Source organism: Chthoniobacterales bacterium, assembly GCA_036569045.1.
Classification (GTDB): Bacteria; Verrucomicrobiota; Verrucomicrobiia; order Chthoniobacterales; family JAATET01; genus JAATET01.
The window spans coordinates 128,409-143,145 of record DATCRI010000007.1 but is presented as its reverse complement, the minus strand read 5'-3'; the positions used below and the strand labels follow the sequence as shown (position 1 = coordinate 143,145).

Here is a 14,737-nt window from a genome sequence, read left to right as displayed (position 1 = left end):
GGTGCGTCTGAGTGGCGCGCCGCCGCTGACTCTATGTTCTCGGAACTCCAGCATCCGGGCTATCTCCACATCCTCATCAATCACCTGCCCATCATCGGCACGGCGATGGGGGTTTTGGCATTGCTCGTCGGCTTGGCGCTGCGCTCACGCGCGGCGCTGTTGCCCGGCCTTGTGATCGTGCTCGTTGCCGGAATCTCGGCGTGGCCTGTCTACGAAACCGGATCAGACGCGTATAAATCGATCCGCAAGATCTCCGACTACGATGGCTCCGACTGGCTGGATGAGCACATGGATCGGGCGGACAAAACCGTCTGGACGTTTTACGCCATGGGCCGGTCTCGCCATCGCTTTTCCGAAAAGATGGCCGAGGGCCGGTATTCCCCTGGCAGCCGCGACCGCCATTGCCGCCGTGATCTGCACGGGAGTTTCCGGGTATATTGCGCAGCCGGGCGGATTGGTGAGACACACCGAGTTTCGCTCCGCCACTGCCCCTCAACGGACCGAGCCACTTCACGACCATTCATGATAAAGCGCCTCTTCCTTCTCGGTGTTGCACTCGCACTGAGCGCGTGTGCTGTGACCTCGCTTCCGAAGCTCCCACCTACTCATCCGGCAAGCCCGGATGCGGCCCCCGCCCCCGTGCGGCCTCGCGACTCGCTTTCCGCCGATGAGGCCACGTGCACCACGGACGAGCTTCTTTCAACCGGGCCATCATCGACGCCCCCTGACTCCGGCTCCGACAATATGTCGGACATGCCAGGAATGCCGGGGATGAACCACTGACGCCCATGAGACTGACGGCCCTCGCATTGCTCACCACGATCGCATTGCCGCTTCAGGCCAGGCCGAAGAACGATGCCGGGCGCACCGAAACCGAGGTGCGCGCCCGGACCGGAGCCGACGTTCTGTGGCAAAAGGACGAAGCCGCGCGTGCCGAAGCCGCGATAGTCGTCAGGCGTCTGCTGCGAAAGCCGCTCACCGTATCCAGCGCGGTCCAGATCGCACTTCTCAACAACCGCAAACTGCAGGCCACGTTCGAGGAGATCGGTGTCGCGAGCGCCGACGTGCTCGAGGCGGTCACGGTTCCGAATCCCTCGATCGAATTCGAGGTCCAGTTTCCATTCACGGCCGACACGCTCAATCGCTACGCGTGGCTCGTCGCGCAGGAATTCGTGCAGATCGTCATGATTCCGCTCAAGAAGCGCGTCTCGGAAGAAGCGCTCGAGGCGGCGCAATTGCGCGTGGCGGCGCAGGTGCTCGGCCTCGTTGCGGACGTGAAGCGCGAATACTTTTCCGCACAGGCCGAGCAGCAGCTTCTCGGGCGGCTGAAGGTCATCCAGGAGACGACTTCGACGTCACTCGAACTCTCCCAGAAGCAATTCAAGGCGGGCAACATCACCGAACTTGCCTTGCTGCAGATGCAGTCCACCTACAGCGAAGGGAGGCTCGATATCCAGCAGTCCGAAACGGAGCTCGACGAGCACCGCGAGGAACTCAACAAGCTGCTTGGGCTCTGGGGCTCGCAGACGGATTGGGAAATCGAAGGCGATCTTCCCATGCCGCGGAAAGAAACCTTCTCGCAACCGCGACTGGAGTCGCTCGCCGTCTCCAATCGCCTCGACCTGCGGGCCGCGCAGCGCGATTTGACGTCGCTGGTTTCCGCACTCGGTCTCACGAAAACCTTCCGCTGGGTGCCGGTGCTCGACTTTGGCTTTGCCGGAGAGCGCGATGTGGATGGCGCGCTCAACATGGGGCCGCAGTTCCGCATCGAGCTACCGATTTTCAATCAAGGCCAGGCAAGGATCGCGAAAGGTCAGACGCAGCTCCGGCGCGCGTCCGCTGAATTCGAGGACCTTGCCATCGACATTCGTGCTGACACACGCAAGTTCAATCGTCGCCTTGCGGACCTGGGCGAACGCTCGAACTTTTATCACGGGGTGCTGCTGCCCGCGCGCATCAAGATCGTGAACCAAAGCATCCTTCAATATAACGCGATGCAGATCAGCCCGTTCGAGCTCTTCACGGCGAAGGCCGAAGAACTGCGCGTGGAGCGAGCCTACATCGATGCGCTTCGCGAATATTGGATTACGCGTGCCGAACTCGAAAAAGCCGTGGGAGGCTCCCTCAATCCCCGTTCTTCGACCGACAAGAACATCGTCCCCAAACAAAAGAAATGAATCCCCTGACTCGACGAAATTTTGTGAGCGGCTCGGCGTTTCTGGCGGGAGCTGCGGCTCTTCCTTCCATTCTCCATGGCCAGCAGACACCTCAGGCCGCATCCGACGAACAGCGATCGTCCGTAAGCGTCGAGAAGACCTATTCGCCGGTTTGGAAAAAGCCGCCGCTTGCGCCTGGCCGTCCTGGCGTGGACTACAAACCCACTGTCACACTCAACGGCTCAACGTTGCCGTTCAGGATTGTGGACGGCGTGAAGGTGTTTCATCTGACGTGCGAAGAGGTCGATCACGTCTTCGTGCCCAAAACCAAAGACAACGACGAATTGCGTGCGTTCTGCTGGGGCTTCAACGGCAGCGTTCATGGACCGACCATCGAATGCGTCGAAGGGGATCGGATTCGCATCTATGTCACGAATAAGCTCCCGGCCGCCACCAGCATCCACTGGCACGGCATTCTCCTCCCCAGTGGCATGGACGGCGTGGGTGGGCTGAGTCAGGCACCCATCGATCCAGGCAAGACTTTCAAATACGAGTTCACGGTCTGGCAGCACGGCACGTTCATGTATCACTCGCACCACGACGAGATGACACAGATGGCCATGGGCATGCTCGGCATGTTCATCATTCATCCCCACAAGTCGAAAGGTCCGCCGCCCGACCGTGACTACGTCTACATGCTCAGCGAGTGGCGCATCAACGTCGGCACTCGCCGTCCCGACCCGAATGAAATGGTCGAGTTCAACACGCTCACCCTGAACGGACGCGCCTATCCTGGCACCGCGCCGCTGCTCGCGAAGCTCGGTGACCGCGTGCGCATTCGTATCGGAAATTTGTCCGCAATGGATCACCACCCCATCCATGTCCACGGTCACGCGTGGAAGATCGTAGAAACAGATGGCGGTCTGATTCCGGAGGCCGGGCAATGGCCGGAGACGACCGTGCTTGTGCCGACCGGATCGACTCGGACGGTGGAGTTCGCCGCCGACAACCCAGGCGACTGGGCGATGCACTGCCACATGATTCATCACGTCATGAATCAAATGGGGCACGGCACGCCGAATTTGGTCGGCATCGATCCCGGCAAGCTCGACAAGCGTGTCCGGCAGTTCCTGCCCGGTTACATGACGATGGGACAGGACGGCATGGGGGACATGGGCGACATGGGTATGAAAATCCCGAAGAACAGCGTGCCGATGGTCGGCTCGCAGGGCCCTCACGGCTACATCACGATGGGCGGCATGTATACAAACCTCAAGGTGCGGGAGGATCTCGGCGATTTCGACGCGTCCAAAGGCACCGACTTCACCTACGGCGGCTGGTATACGAACCCGCCCGGAACACAGGCCATGGAAGCATCGTCGTCAGAGTTGCAACGAGATCTGGCCTGACGACTATCGCTAGATGTTCAGTCCCGGAGAGAGGTGGAGAGGCGAGCTGAAATGAATTGCAGCGGAATTCCCATGGCCGTTCGGCGTGGGGCCAGCGGTATTTGTTGGACGAGCTGGCGCGCGAGCCGAACAACATGACGAGCAAGTATCATGCGGCCTTTGCTCAAGGGCGGGGTTCCGCATGGGACAAGGATGGGACGTTCAATCAGCTCCACGCCATCCCGGTCACCGACGTGTCATCCTGGATCAATGCAACCTTGCTTCGGGCCGTGGCGAGTTTTCTTCGGAGCACGAAGATGGACACCACTTCCATTCGCGCGCCATGTTGGGCCTGGCGTCAGATGGTGGGATGAGTTCAAACAAGAAAGGGACGGCTTTTCGGCCGTCCCTTCCCTTTGAGGGTGTCGCTGGGGCCTACTGGCAGGCTTCGCACTCTTCGCCGCGGCGCATGGCCTCGATGCTGCAGGCCGTTTTTTCGGCGGCGGTGTATTCCTTCTTCGGCTGCTCGCCGGCGACGCCGCGGACTTCCTTCTTCGTCGTGGTGGTGGCGCTTTCGATGTTCGAGGCGCCGGTCGAGCGGAGGTAGTAGGTGGTCTTGAGCCCGGTGTGCCAGGCGCGGCGATACATGTGGCTGAGGACCTTGAGGTCGGGCTCGCCGATGAAGAGGTTGACCGATTGGGACTGGTCGATCCACTTCTGCCGGCGGGCGGCGGCGTCGATGAGGAACTGGTAGGGGATGTTGAAGACGGTGAGGTGCTTCTTCTTGATGTCCGCCGGGATGCCCTCGATGTCGGTGAGCTCGCCGCCGAAATACTTCACGTCCTCGCGCATCTTGTCGTCCCAGAGGCCGAGCTTCTTGAGGTCGCGAACGAGTTCGCCGCTGAGGATGGTGAACTTGCCGCCGAGGTTTTCCTTCACGAAGAGGTTCTTGAAGTTCGGCTCGATGCACGGGGTGGTGCCGGTGATGTTCGAGATGGTGGCCGTGGGCGCGATGGCGAGGACGTTGCTGTTGCGCATGCCCTGCGCCTTGATCTTTTCGCGGACGGGCGTCCAATCCATCTTGCCGCCGCGGGGAACGTCGATCCGGAGGCCGCGTTCTTTCTCGAGGAGGTCGATGGTGTCCTGCGGGAGCAGACCGCGGTCCCACTTCGAGCCGCGATAGCTGCTGTAGGCGCCGCGCTCGGCGGCGAGGTCGCTCGACGCGCTGTAGGCGAAGAAGGCGATGGCCTCCATGAACTCGTCGTTGAACTCGACGGCTTCCTCGCTGGCAAAGGCGAGGCCGCGGGCGAAGAGCGCGTTTTGCAGGCCCATCACGCCGAGGCCGATGGGGCGGTGGCGGAGGTTGCTGCGCCTGGCGGCTTCCGTCGGGTAGAAGTTGATGTCGATGACGTTGTCGAGGGCGCGGACGGCGACGGTGATCGTCTCGCGGAGCATGTCGAGATCGAGCTCGCCATTGGCCTTCATGTGGCTGTCGAGGATGACGGAGCCGAGGTTGCAGACGGCGGTCTCGTCTTCGCTCGTGTTGAGCGTGATCTCGGTGCAGAGGTTCGAGCTATGGATGACGCCGGCGTGGTCCTGCGGGCTGCGGAGGTTGCAGGGGTCCTTGAAGGTGATCCAGGGATGCCCGGTGGCGATGAGCATCTTGAGCATCGTCTTCCAGATATCGAGGGCGGGCACCTTGTGGCCGTAGATTTTGCCTTCCTCGGCGAGCTGCTCGTAATGCGTGTAGCGGGCCTCGAATTTCTGGCCGTAGAGTTCGTGGAGGTCGGGCGTCTCGTTGGCGCGGAAGAGCGTCCAATGCTCGCGGGCCTCCATGCGCTTCATGAACAGATCGGGGATCCAGTTCGCGGTGTTGAGGTCGTGCGTGCGGCGGCGTTCGTCGCCGACGTTGTCGCGGAGCTTGAGGAAGTCCTCGATGTCGTTGTGCCAGGTCTCGAGGTAGGCGCAGCCGGAGCCGCGGCGCTTGCCGCCCTGGTTGACGGCGACGAGCTGGTCGTTGTGGAGCTTGAGGAAGGGAATGACGCCCTGCGATTCGCCGTTCGTGCCCTTGATGTAGCCGCCGGTGCCGCGGACGGCCGTCCAGGAGCCGCCGAGGCCGCCGGCCCATTTCGACAGGTAGGCGTTCTCGGCGATGCCGCGCTGCATGATGGACTCGATGGAGTCGTCGATCTTGTAGAGGTAGCAGCTGGAGAGCTGGCTGTGGAGGGTGCCGGAGTTGAAGAGCGTGGGCGTGCTCGAGCAGAAGCGGCGGCCCTTGTAGAGGTTGTAGAGGCGGGTGATCCACTCCTCGCGGTCCTTGGGCTCCTCGATGAAGAGGCCCATGGCGACGCGCATCCAGAAGAACTGGGGCGTCTCGATGCGACGGGCCTTCTTGCCGGTCTTGTCGACGATGAGGTAGCGGTCATACATCGTCGAGATGCCGAGGTAGTCGAAGTCGAGGTCGGCGCTGGGGTCGAGGGCGTCGGCGAGTTTCTCGAGCTGGTAGCCGAGGAGCTTCGGCGAGAGGCGCTCGATGCTGACGCCGTGGCGCAGGTAGCTCTTGAAGGCCTTGCGGTGGGCTTCCTTGAGGCCCTCGATGCCGTCGGTGAGGATGTTCCAGCCGAGGACTTCCTCGTAGATGAAGGTGAGGAGGATGCGGCCGGCGAACTTGGCGAAATCGGCGTCGCGCTCGATGAGGGACTTCGCGTTGAGGATGATGGTGTCGCGGAGGCCCTGCTCGGTGGTCTCGGCTCCGATGGAGCGGCGGAGTTCGCGCTCGATCTGGGCGGCGTCGAGGTTGAGGTCGAGGCCGATGGTGGCGAACTGGATGCGGCGCTTGAGGTCGGCGCCGTCCCAGAAGGCGCTGTCGCCATTGGGCTTCACGACGACGACGAGGGAGTCCTGCTGCTCGACGTCGGTCTTTTCGCTGGCCTCCGTCTCGCGCTGGGCGGAGCGGTGGGCGCGGTAGAGCACGTAGCTGGCGGCGACCTTGTAGAAGCCCTGGCGCATGAGCTCTTCCTGCACCATGTCCTGCACGTCCTCGATGTGGACGAAGGCGTGGTCGCCGGCGCGCACGCGCTCGGTGATGGCGCGGGCGAGGGCTGGGGCGGGCTCGGCATCCTCACGCATCTCGAGGAAGGCCTTGCGGATGGCGGTCTCGATCTTGCCCTCGATCCACGGCACGACGGAGCCGTTGCGGCGGATGAGGCGGACGTTCATCGGCGGGTGGGCCGCCTCGAGCTTCGCGTGCAGGCCGCCCTTCGCGGACCGGCTGAAGACGAGGCTCTTCGCGACATCGTGGGCGTCGTTCTCGATGAGGGCCTTCTCGATGAGGAGCGAGAGGTCGTTCTCGGAGAGCTTGAGCGTGCGGCCTTCGGCGACCTGCTCGGCAAGGCGCTCGGCGACGGAATGCGCGACGCTGGCGACGAAGCCACGGTTCTTCTCGGTGAAGATGTCGTCGGACTGGTCGCGGGAGAGGAGAAGGTCGGTGAGGGCGTTGCCGATCTCGTCGGCAACGTCGGCGAGGTTGAAGGCGTGCTCCTCGGTGCCGCGGGTGACCTTGATCTCGGGGCGTTCGACGAGGGTGGGCAGGACTTCGCGCCAGGCAAAGTCGGGTTTCTGGGCTCGGGGCGTGGTGACGAGGCGCTTGAGGGCGATGTCTTCTTCGAGGGCGACTTTGCGGATCATGGCAGGCGGCGGGTTAGGGTTTTGGGGCGGAACGAAATTTTAGAGTTCGTCGTCGTCAGCGTCCTTGATGGCGGCGGCGCGGCGGTAGTCGGTGACGCGGCTTTCGAAGAAGTTCGATTCCTTGCGGAGGTCCATCATCTCGGCGAGCCAGGGCAGGGGATTCGTGATCGGGCCGTTGAGCGGCTCGAGGCCGACGCCCTCGAGGCGGCGGTCGCCGATGTAATCGATGTAGGTGAGGAATTCGTCCTTCGTGAGGCCGACGGCGGACACGGGCAGGCAGTCGGCAATGAAGTCCTTCTCGAGGCGGACGGCCTCGCGCATCGTCTCGCGCAGCTCCTCGCGGAAGGCGTCGGTCCAGATGTCGGGATTCTCGTCGACGAGGTCCATGAGGAGATTGCGGAAGACCTCGATGTGGTTCGATTCGTCGCGCAGCGTGTAGCTGAACATCTGGCCGATGCCGGGGAACTTCGTCTGGCGGTAGAGCGCGAGCACCATGCCGAAGAGGCCGTAGAACTGCGTGCCCTCCATGCACTGGCCGAAGAGGAAGATGTTCTTCGCGAGTGCCTGCTTGTTCTCGAGCGTGCTGAGATCGATGTCGCGGCGCAGCGCGCGGCTGTTCTTCACGACGAACTCCGTCTTCTGCTTGATCGTCGCGATGTCCTCGAACATCGCCTCGCACTCGTGCGGGTTGATGCCGAGCGAGCTGATCATGTAGACGAGCGAATCCGCGTGAATGTTCTCTTCGTGGGCATGACGGCCGAGCACGAGCTTGAGCTCCGGCGCGGTGACGAGTTCCCGCACGACGTGCTGGATGTTGTCGCCGACGATGCCTTCCGCCGCGGAGAAATAGCCAATGGCCATCTTGATGATCCAGCGATCGGTATCCGAGATCTTGCCCGAGACGTCGCGCCATTGCTCGATGTCGCGCTGCATCTGGATGTCCTCGGGCTCCCAGTGGTTCGCCTTCATCGTCTTGTAAAGGTCGTAGGCCCAGCCGTATTTGAGCGGCAGGATGTTGAAGAACATCGTGTCGCGGCCGTTGATCACGCGCTTGGCGGCGTAGGCGGCCTCGGCTTTCTCCTGGTCGAGCACGAATGTGCGGTCTCCGATCTGAATGGTAGTGGTCTGGGCCATTGGCAAATTTACAGGGTAAAAATCTGGTCGGGCGGCCTCCCTGGGGATAGCCAACCCATCACTGATCGGGGCGAAGACAACCCGCGCGTCCCCTGGCGCTCGACGCCCCCAATCGGCAGGGGAAAGATGCCGCGCCGGGGAAGGGGGAGTCAATCGAAAAGCGCTGTAAAAACCACAACATATAGTGGTCTTATTTTTTACAGACACTATACAGAGGATGTTTGAGAGTAAAAAGTGAATTAAGCCCTTGACCCTGTGAATAACCGGCCGGGAGTCGTGAATATCGTGGTTTTGGCGAGGGGATCGACGCGCGATCCCCAAAAATTCGGGCACGAGAGGGATTGCCATCGGGGACGCGCGATCTAGCCTTGGTTCATGGACGAAGTGAGCCTGCGAAACATGTCCGAAGCCGAGCTGGGACTCGCGGTCGAGTGGGCGGCGCGCGAGGGATGGAATCCTGGTCTCGATGACGCGAAGGCGTTCTTTGCTGCGGACCCGAACGGATTTTTTTGCGCGGAGGCGGGTGGCGAGACGGTCGGCACGATCTCGGCTGTGGCCTACGGGGAGCATTTTGGCTTCGTCGGTTTTTACATCGTGAAGCCGGAACGCCGAGGGCATCGCGACGGACTTCTGCTGGCCGAGCGGGCGATGAAGCAGCTGGACGGCCGCAATATCGGCATCGACGGCGTGCTTGCGAAGGAGCGCCAATACGCCAAGTTCTTCGGCTTTCAGTTTGCCTACCGGAACCTGCGCTACGGCGGCGCGATCGTTCCCGGTCCGGTGCCCGCCGGCGTCGTCCCGCTTTCCCAGATCCCGTTCTATGCGCTGGCCGAGTATGATCGGCGACATTTCCCGGCGGAGCGGACGGCCTTCCTGCTCGCCTGGCTGGCGATGCCGCACGCCGAGGGATTTGCCGTCGAGCGGGACGGCGTTCTTTCCGGCTACGGCGTGGTTCGGAAATGCCGCGAGGGCTTCAAGGTCGGACCCCTCTTCGCGGATGATCCCGAGATCGCGAGCGATCTTTTCCGGGCGCTTACGGCGAAAACGGGCGGGGAGCCGGTCTTTCTCGATCTGCCTGAGGTGAATGCCGCGGCGCTGGAGCTGGCTCGCCGCCACGGCATGAAGGAAGTGTTCGCGACGGCGCGCATGTATAACCGCGAGATTCCCGCGCTGCCGCTCGACGCCATCTTCGGCGTCACGACGTTCGAGCTGGGCTAGCCGATCCAGCGAAACGCCGTCGGCTTCTCGACTTCGGGGTGCAGGCTCAAGGCGACCGGGCAGTGGATCGCGACGCGCTCGAGATCAGCGCGCTGCGGGTGGTCGGCGGGCAGGGGAATCTCGATATCCACCTCGATGCGCGCGATCCTGCGCGGCGGCTCGGACGTCATGATCTTGCGGACCGCGAGCTTCGCGCCGGCGGGAAAATCGAAGCCCTGGCGTTGCGCGTAGATGGCCATGGTCGTGACCATGCAGACGCCGAGCGAGGTGGCGCAGAGGTCGGTGGGGCTGAAGGACTCGCCCTTGCCGAGGTTATCCGTCGGCGCGTCGGTCGTGATCTTGCAACCGGAGGGGCCATGGGTCGCGGAGCAGCGCAGCCCGCCGTCGTAAGTGAGGAAGAATTCGACCATGATTAGTTCTGTGCCGTCGCGGGGGTGCCGCCGTCACGAACAATCTTTTCGGTCTGGGCAAGGAATGCCTCCTTGGAAAACGTGTCGTTCACCTGCAACAGGCGCTTGCCATCGGCATCGACGAGCACCATCGCGGGAATGTAGCCCCATTCGCTGCGCGGGATGTCCGGGGCGCTCTTTTGATCCAGAGCGAGAGCGGGCCAGGGCATCCGCAATTCCTTCATGTAGGCGACCTCGTCCTCCTGCGTCCGGTCGCTCGGCGAAAGAATGATCGCGAGACTGGCATTCCGTGCCTTCATTTTTCGCGCGAATCTCACGAGTTCCGGCGTGAAGGCGTGGCATGGTCCGCACCACGATGCCGAGTAGTAGAAGAGGTAGTATTTGGGAACGCCTGCCTTCGTGTCCAATGCTGTCGGCTTCCCGCGGTCGTCGATGAGTTTGCCGGCGAGGGCGGCGGGAATCTTCGCCGTTGCCGGCACGCTTTCAGTTGCAGAATTGTCGGGAGGGGTGGAGCTGCTGGCGTTCTCGGCGATCCATCGGGCGTCGGCCTCGCTGATCATCGCGAGGGGAATCACCCGAGTGCGGCCGTTGGGGAGAATGAGAGTCACCTTTTCGGCGTCCGATTTGAAGTAGGTCGCGGTGAGGGTCGCGGTGCCGTCCTTGCTCGTCCAAAGGCGGGGAGGGACGGCGATGGCCGAAGCGAGCATGGAAGCCCAGAGTGCGGCAGAGAGCAGAAGTTGCGAGTTCATGGGCATGGGAACTTCTTGCGATGTAGCACGACGTGATTTCGGGCGAAAAGCGGAATTCCCCTGGGACCGAAGGTTGTCGGGACGGAATGGGCCTGCTATTCAGCCACCTTATGGGGGAGAATATGCTGACGGTCGAGAACCGGGCAGAAATGTCGCAGGGAATCAGCGGCGGGGATGCGTTTTTCGAGTTTGCGATCCGGCAGTTCCGAGGCTTTTTGAGTTCCGATCTCTCCGTGTTGGATCTGGGATGTGGCGTCGGGGGATTTGGGCGATTTCTGGAACGGGAGTTCGGCATTCGGGCCACGGGAGTGGACGTGATTCTCCACAAGGGGTTCGACGAGAAATCCTACCGGGATTTTCAGCAGATCGATCTGAACCGGCTGAGCGCGGCGACGCTTCCCGGGAGCTGGGACGTCGTGACGGCCATCGGCGTCATCGAGTATCTCATGGATCCGCGGGCATTCATTCAGGCGGCGGCGAGGCTCCTCCGAAAAGGGGGGCGTCTGATGATCACCTCGCCCAATCCCGCGTCGGCCCGGAGTCTCGTCACGCTCTTGCGTCACGGAGAGTATAGCGCCTTCAAGGAGAGCACGAACCCCGCCTCGATCACCCCGGTTCTGCCGAAGGACGCCGTCCGGATGTTTCGGGAAGCGGGACTCGAAGAGATCGAGCTGGATTATTCGCGACACGGGGGCATCCCCGGACTTGGCGGGACGACGTGGCAGCGATTTTTCCCGTCGCTGGGAGGGCGGTTGTTTTCCGACGACTTTTGCGTGACGGGCCGTGCCGTCTAGCGGTCGGCGAATTTACCACCAGTGCGCGGGCAGGAAGCGAAAGGCGGCAGCCCAGGCCGGCCTTCGGTGACTGGCCATGTGGCGGTGGAGCCGCAGAGGATCGGTCCCGGCGGTGTTCAATCCCGGGATGGTCGAGCAGGCGGTTTTGTAGCCAGCGGCTTCGACGAGCGCGCGGATCTCGGAATTCTGATCGCCGTAGGGGTAGCAAAAGTGCTCGACCGGCACCTGGAACCGATCTTCGAGGCTCTTTCTGGACGAGAAAATTTCTTCCCGGGCCTGGGCGAGTGAAAGTTGGGTGAGGTGCGGATGCGTGAGGGTGTGGGCGCCGATTTGCTGGCCGGCCGCAAGCCATTCGCGGACTTCGGAATCGCTCATCAGCGGGACCGATTTGCCGCCGGGGGGCACATCCCAGGCGTTCACCTGGCGATCGGCGACGAGGAACTGGATGGCCTGCCAGCGGTGGCGACCGAGGATGGGCAGGGCATTGGCGAGGACGTTGCGGAAGCCGTCATCGAAGGTGAGGACGATGCGGCGGGTGGAATCCGCCAGGGGCAGGGCATCCAGCGAGGCGGACGTGTATCCCGCGAAGGCGAGTTCCTGAATTTGCGCCTGAAAAAGTCCGGGGGAAACGCAGAGGCCTCGATTGCCTCTTCGCAGGGAGGGGCGGGCGATCTGATGATACATCAGGATCGGAAGGCCGGGAGTGGTGGCTTCGCTAAAAGAGGTGAGCGAGAAGTAGAAGGGAGAAGGAGTGGGCGACATGGCGGACCTCCGCAAGAATGACGGCAAGATAGCGTCGACAGATGTGCTCGCTGCGGAAGGGCGCAAGGTGGGCCGCGGCCGGACTTTGCAGCGCGGCGATGCGCTCTGGGGAGCCCAGGAGTTCCGCCAGACGATCCGCCAGCTTCCCGGCATCGCCCGAGGGAAAGCTCACGCCGCAGGGGCCGGCAATTTCCTCCAGCGCACCCGAGGTCGAAACGATCACCGCGCAGCCGCAGGCGATGCCCTCCAGCACGACGAGGCCGAACGTCTCGGCGACGAGCGAGGGCACGACGAGAATGCGATGGCCGTTCAGAAGTCGGGCGCACTCCTCGCGATTCCGGGTGCCCTCGAAAACGACCTGCCTCTCGAGACCCGTCTCGCTGACCTCCCGATGGAGGGCTTCCTCCGCATTGCCCTGCCCGACGACGGTGACGGTCGGGCGAAGCCCGCGTTCGCTCAAAATGCGAAGCGCTTCGAAAAGCAAATGGCAGCCCTTGTCGCGATTGAGGCGGCCGAGGAACATGATGTCGCGGGCGCGAGGCGTCTCCGGCTCTCGGTGGAAGATTTCCGGATCGTAGCCGTTGCCGATGACGAGTGTCGGCTGCGGCAGGTCGCGTGCCATCGACTGGCTCACCGCGATATTCCGGGCAAAGCGGGTGCAGAAGCGCTTCACGTGATCGAGCCAGATCATCTCGCCGGTGACGCGGGTGATGCGGCTATGGTGAATGATGACCCACGGGCGTCGCAGGAAGAGCAGGGGCCACGCGCCGCGCATCCCGAGGTTGCTGTGCACGTAGACGCTCGACCATCTCACGAGCCGGAAGAGCTCCCACCGCGACGGTGAGTAATGGATCGGGTAAGGGAAGCTTTCGGTCGCGGGTCCCTGGGAGCGCGTGACGATCTGCACCTCATGTCCGGCGGCGACGATGCCGTCGGCAAGAAGACGGCCGGCGTTCTCGCTGCCACCCACGCTGGGATGAAATGCGTGGGAGTAGATGAGAACGCGCGCCGGAAAATTCATTGCGAATCTCCCTGGATGGATTTCGAGGCCGGCGAGCGCACGGCCCCGGAAAATAGCCACTCTGGCGGATTGAGCAATGAAAAGGCGCGGGGCTTTTCGGCGCCGAATTTTCGCGCCCGAGCGAGGCGGTATCCCTACCGCTTCCGCTTCTTGGCCGTGCTGCCGAACTTCATGCCCTTGTGCGTGCGGACGCCTTTCGCGCCCTTGAGCACCTGCTTCACCCGGGCCTCGTCGAAGACCGCGGAATACACGTAGTCGAAGCCCGCGAGCTTCGTGCGCTCGACCTTCTGGCCGATGAAGCGCTCGATGTCCTCCACGTGCGGCAGTTCCTCGGCCGTCATGATCGTGAACGCGTCGCCGGTCGCCTCCGCGCGGCCCGTGCGGCCGATGCGGTGGACGTAGTCCTCGGGATGCTGCGGCACGTCGTAGTTGATCACGTGGCTCACGCCCGCAATGTCGATGCCGCGGGCGGCGATATCCGTCGCGACCATCACCTCGTATTTGCCGGATTTGAAGCCATCCAGCGCGTCGATGCGCTCCTGCTGCGTGCGATTGCTGTGCAGCGAGGTCACCGAGTGCTTCTCCTCCTTGAGCTTGCGCATGATGCGGTCCGCCCCGTCCTTCGTGCGCGTGAAGATGAGGATGCTGTGGTAATTCGTCGCCTCGAGCAGCGCCAGCAGCAGGTCGAACTTCTGGTCCGCCGCCACGGGATAAATCGCGTGCGTCACGCTCTCCGCCGGGGACCGCCGCGCGCCGATCTCGATCTTCTCGGGATCGCGCAGGCACCATGTCGCCAGGCTCTGGATCTCGTTCGGCACCGTCGCCGAGTAGAGCAGCGTCTGCCGATCCTTCGCGCATTTCTCGATGATGCGCCGCACATCCGGGAGGAAGCCCATGTCGAGCATGCGGTCCACCTCGTCCAGCACGAGGATCTCGATCTTGTCGAGCTTCACGTCGCCCTGTTCCATGAAGTCCAGCAGGCGGCCCGGCGTCGCGCAGAGGATGTCCGCACCGGCCTGAAGTTCCTCGCGTTGCTTGCCGTAGCCGACGCCCCCGAAGAGGCACGTCACGTCGATGTGCATGAAGCGCGAATAGTCGCGGAAAGCCGTCTCCACCTGCATCGCCAGCTCGCGCGTCGGCTCTAGCACGAGGCAGCGCGGATACCCGTGGCCATTGCCGAGGCGGGTGAGAATCGGGAGGGCGAATGCGCCGGTCTTGCCCGTGCCCGTCTGGGCAGAGGCAATGAGATCGCGCTTGGAAAGAACGACGGGAAACGAGCGCAGCTGGATGGGGCTCGGATCGACATAGCCCATGCGTTGCGCGCCGTGAACGACCGCTTCGGAGAGGCCTAAATCTTGGAATGACATAATTAGCGAAGGCGGAAGATGCCACGGTTCCGCCCCGGTAGCGAAGGGAAA

The 14,737-nt window shown here is 62.8% G+C and carries 12 protein-coding genes; 5 read left to right on the top strand and 7 right to left on the bottom strand.

Annotated features, from left to right (window positions below):
* Window positions 1–33 precede the first annotated feature (33 nt).
* The 3 genes from VIM61_01595 to VIM61_01585 are packed head-to-tail and all read left to right on the top strand — an operon-like array spanning window position 34 to window position 3,565.
* Window positions 34–783 carry a hypothetical protein gene (locus tag VIM61_01595; protein HEY8899097.1) on the top strand — a complete coding sequence of 250 codons (750 nt, stop codon included), beginning with the start codon at window positions 34–36 and terminating at the stop codon, window positions 781–783.
* Window positions 784–788: 5 nt separating this feature from the next.
* Complete coding sequence (locus VIM61_01590; GenBank protein HEY8899096.1) at window positions 789–2,177, top strand: TolC family protein; 1,389 nt, start codon at window positions 789–791, stop codon at window positions 2,175–2,177.
* The gene (locus VIM61_01585; protein HEY8899095.1) at window positions 2,174–3,565 is read left to right on the top strand and encodes a copper oxidase; all 1,392 of its coding nucleotides are present in this window, start codon (window positions 2,174–2,176) and stop codon (window positions 3,563–3,565) included. Before VIM61_01590 ends, VIM61_01585 begins: the two co-directional genes overlap by 4 nt.
* 414 nt (window positions 3,566–3,979) lie before the next feature.
* Here VIM61_01585 and VIM61_01580 read toward each other — a convergent pair whose 3' ends face one another.
* Both VIM61_01580 and VIM61_01575 read right to left on the bottom strand, forming a co-directional pair.
* Window positions 3,980–7,231, bottom strand: coding sequence for a ribonucleoside-diphosphate reductase subunit alpha (locus VIM61_01580; protein HEY8899094.1), 3,252 nt, complete (start codon window positions 7,229–7,231; stop codon window positions 3,980–3,982).
* A gap of 39 nt (window positions 7,232–7,270) precedes the next feature.
* Window positions 7,271–8,365: a ribonucleotide-diphosphate reductase subunit beta gene (locus tag VIM61_01575; protein HEY8899093.1), complete on the bottom strand. Its 1,095-nt coding sequence runs from the start codon at window positions 8,363–8,365 to the stop codon at window positions 7,271–7,273.
* Window positions 8,366–8,740: 375 nt separating this feature from the next.
* On the opposite strand from VIM61_01575, the gene VIM61_01570 reads away from it, so the two are divergent.
* Window positions 8,741–9,583, top strand: a complete 843-nt coding sequence (locus VIM61_01570; GenBank protein HEY8899092.1) for a GNAT family N-acetyltransferase — start codon at window positions 8,741–8,743, stop codon at window positions 9,581–9,583.
* Here VIM61_01570 and VIM61_01565 read toward each other — a convergent pair.
* Both VIM61_01565 and VIM61_01560 read right to left on the bottom strand, forming a co-directional pair.
* On the bottom strand, window positions 9,580–9,993 hold the full coding sequence (locus VIM61_01565) for an OsmC family protein (GenBank protein ID HEY8899091.1): 414 nt from the start codon (window positions 9,991–9,993) through the stop codon (window positions 9,580–9,582). The genes VIM61_01570 and VIM61_01565 overlap by 4 nt on opposite strands.
* Window positions 9,994–9,995: 2 nt before the next feature.
* Window positions 9,996–10,742 carry a thioredoxin-like domain-containing protein gene (locus VIM61_01560; protein HEY8899090.1) on the bottom strand — a complete coding sequence of 249 codons (747 nt, stop codon included), beginning with the start codon at window positions 10,740–10,742 and terminating at the stop codon, window positions 9,996–9,998.
* 149 nt (window positions 10,743–10,891) lie between these two features.
* On the opposite strand from VIM61_01560, the gene VIM61_01555 reads away from it, so the two are divergent.
* Window positions 10,892–11,536: a class I SAM-dependent methyltransferase gene (locus VIM61_01555; GenBank protein ID HEY8899089.1), complete on the top strand. Its 645-nt coding sequence runs from the start codon at window positions 10,892–10,894 to the stop codon at window positions 11,534–11,536.
* Window positions 11,537–11,548: 12 nt separating this feature from the next.
* Here the strand turns inward: VIM61_01555 and VIM61_01550 are convergent, their stop codons facing one another.
* The 3 genes from VIM61_01550 to VIM61_01540 all read right to left on the bottom strand — a co-directional run bounded on the left by VIM61_01550 (window position 11,549) and on the right by VIM61_01540 (window position 14,686).
* On the bottom strand, window positions 11,549–12,298 hold the full coding sequence (locus VIM61_01550; protein ID HEY8899088.1) for a polysaccharide deacetylase family protein: 750 nt from the start codon (window positions 12,296–12,298) through the stop codon (window positions 11,549–11,551).
* Window positions 12,252–13,319 (bottom strand): glycosyltransferase family 4 protein, encoded by a 1,068-nt coding sequence (locus VIM61_01545; GenBank protein HEY8899087.1) that lies wholly within the window; start codon window positions 13,317–13,319, stop codon window positions 12,252–12,254. The genes VIM61_01550 and VIM61_01545 overlap by 47 nt, the downstream gene beginning before the upstream one ends.
* 134 nt (window positions 13,320–13,453) lie before the next feature.
* Window positions 13,454–14,686, bottom strand: a complete 1,233-nt coding sequence (locus VIM61_01540; GenBank protein HEY8899086.1) for a DEAD/DEAH box helicase — start codon at window positions 14,684–14,686, stop codon at window positions 13,454–13,456.
* Between the last annotated feature and the right edge of the window lie 51 nt (window positions 14,687–14,737).

Coding starts and splice junctions, on each gene's coding strand:
- VIM61_01595 (HEY8899097.1), top strand. CDS start 34: ATGTTCTCGGAACTCCAGCATCCGGGCTATCTCCACATCCTCATCAAT.
- VIM61_01590 (HEY8899096.1), top strand. CDS start 789: ATGAGACTGACGGCCCTCGCATTGCTCACCACGATCGCATTGCCGCTT.
- VIM61_01585 (HEY8899095.1), top strand. CDS start 2,174: ATGAATCCCCTGACTCGACGAAATTTTGTGAGCGGCTCGGCGTTTCTG.
- VIM61_01580 (HEY8899094.1), bottom strand. CDS start 7,231: ATGATCCGCAAAGTCGCCCTCGAAGAAGACATCGCCCTCAAGCGCCTC.
- VIM61_01575 (HEY8899093.1), bottom strand. CDS start 8,365: ATGGCCCAGACCACTACCATTCAGATCGGAGACCGCACATTCGTGCTC.
- VIM61_01570 (HEY8899092.1), top strand. CDS start 8,741: ATGGACGAAGTGAGCCTGCGAAACATGTCCGAAGCCGAGCTGGGACTC.
- VIM61_01565 (HEY8899091.1), bottom strand. CDS start 9,993: ATGGTCGAATTCTTCCTCACTTACGACGGCGGGCTGCGCTGCTCCGCG.
- VIM61_01560 (HEY8899090.1), bottom strand. CDS start 10,742: ATGAACTCGCAACTTCTGCTCTCTGCCGCACTCTGGGCTTCCATGCTC.
- VIM61_01555 (HEY8899089.1), top strand. CDS start 10,892: ATGTCGCAGGGAATCAGCGGCGGGGATGCGTTTTTCGAGTTTGCGATC.
- VIM61_01550 (HEY8899088.1), bottom strand. CDS start 12,298: ATGTCGCCCACTCCTTCTCCCTTCTACTTCTCGCTCACCTCTTTTAGC.
- VIM61_01545 (HEY8899087.1), bottom strand. CDS start 13,319: ATGAATTTTCCGGCGCGCGTTCTCATCTACTCCCACGCATTTCATCCC.
- VIM61_01540 (HEY8899086.1), bottom strand. CDS start 14,686: ATGTCATTCCAAGATTTAGGCCTCTCCGAAGCGGTCGTTCACGGCGCG.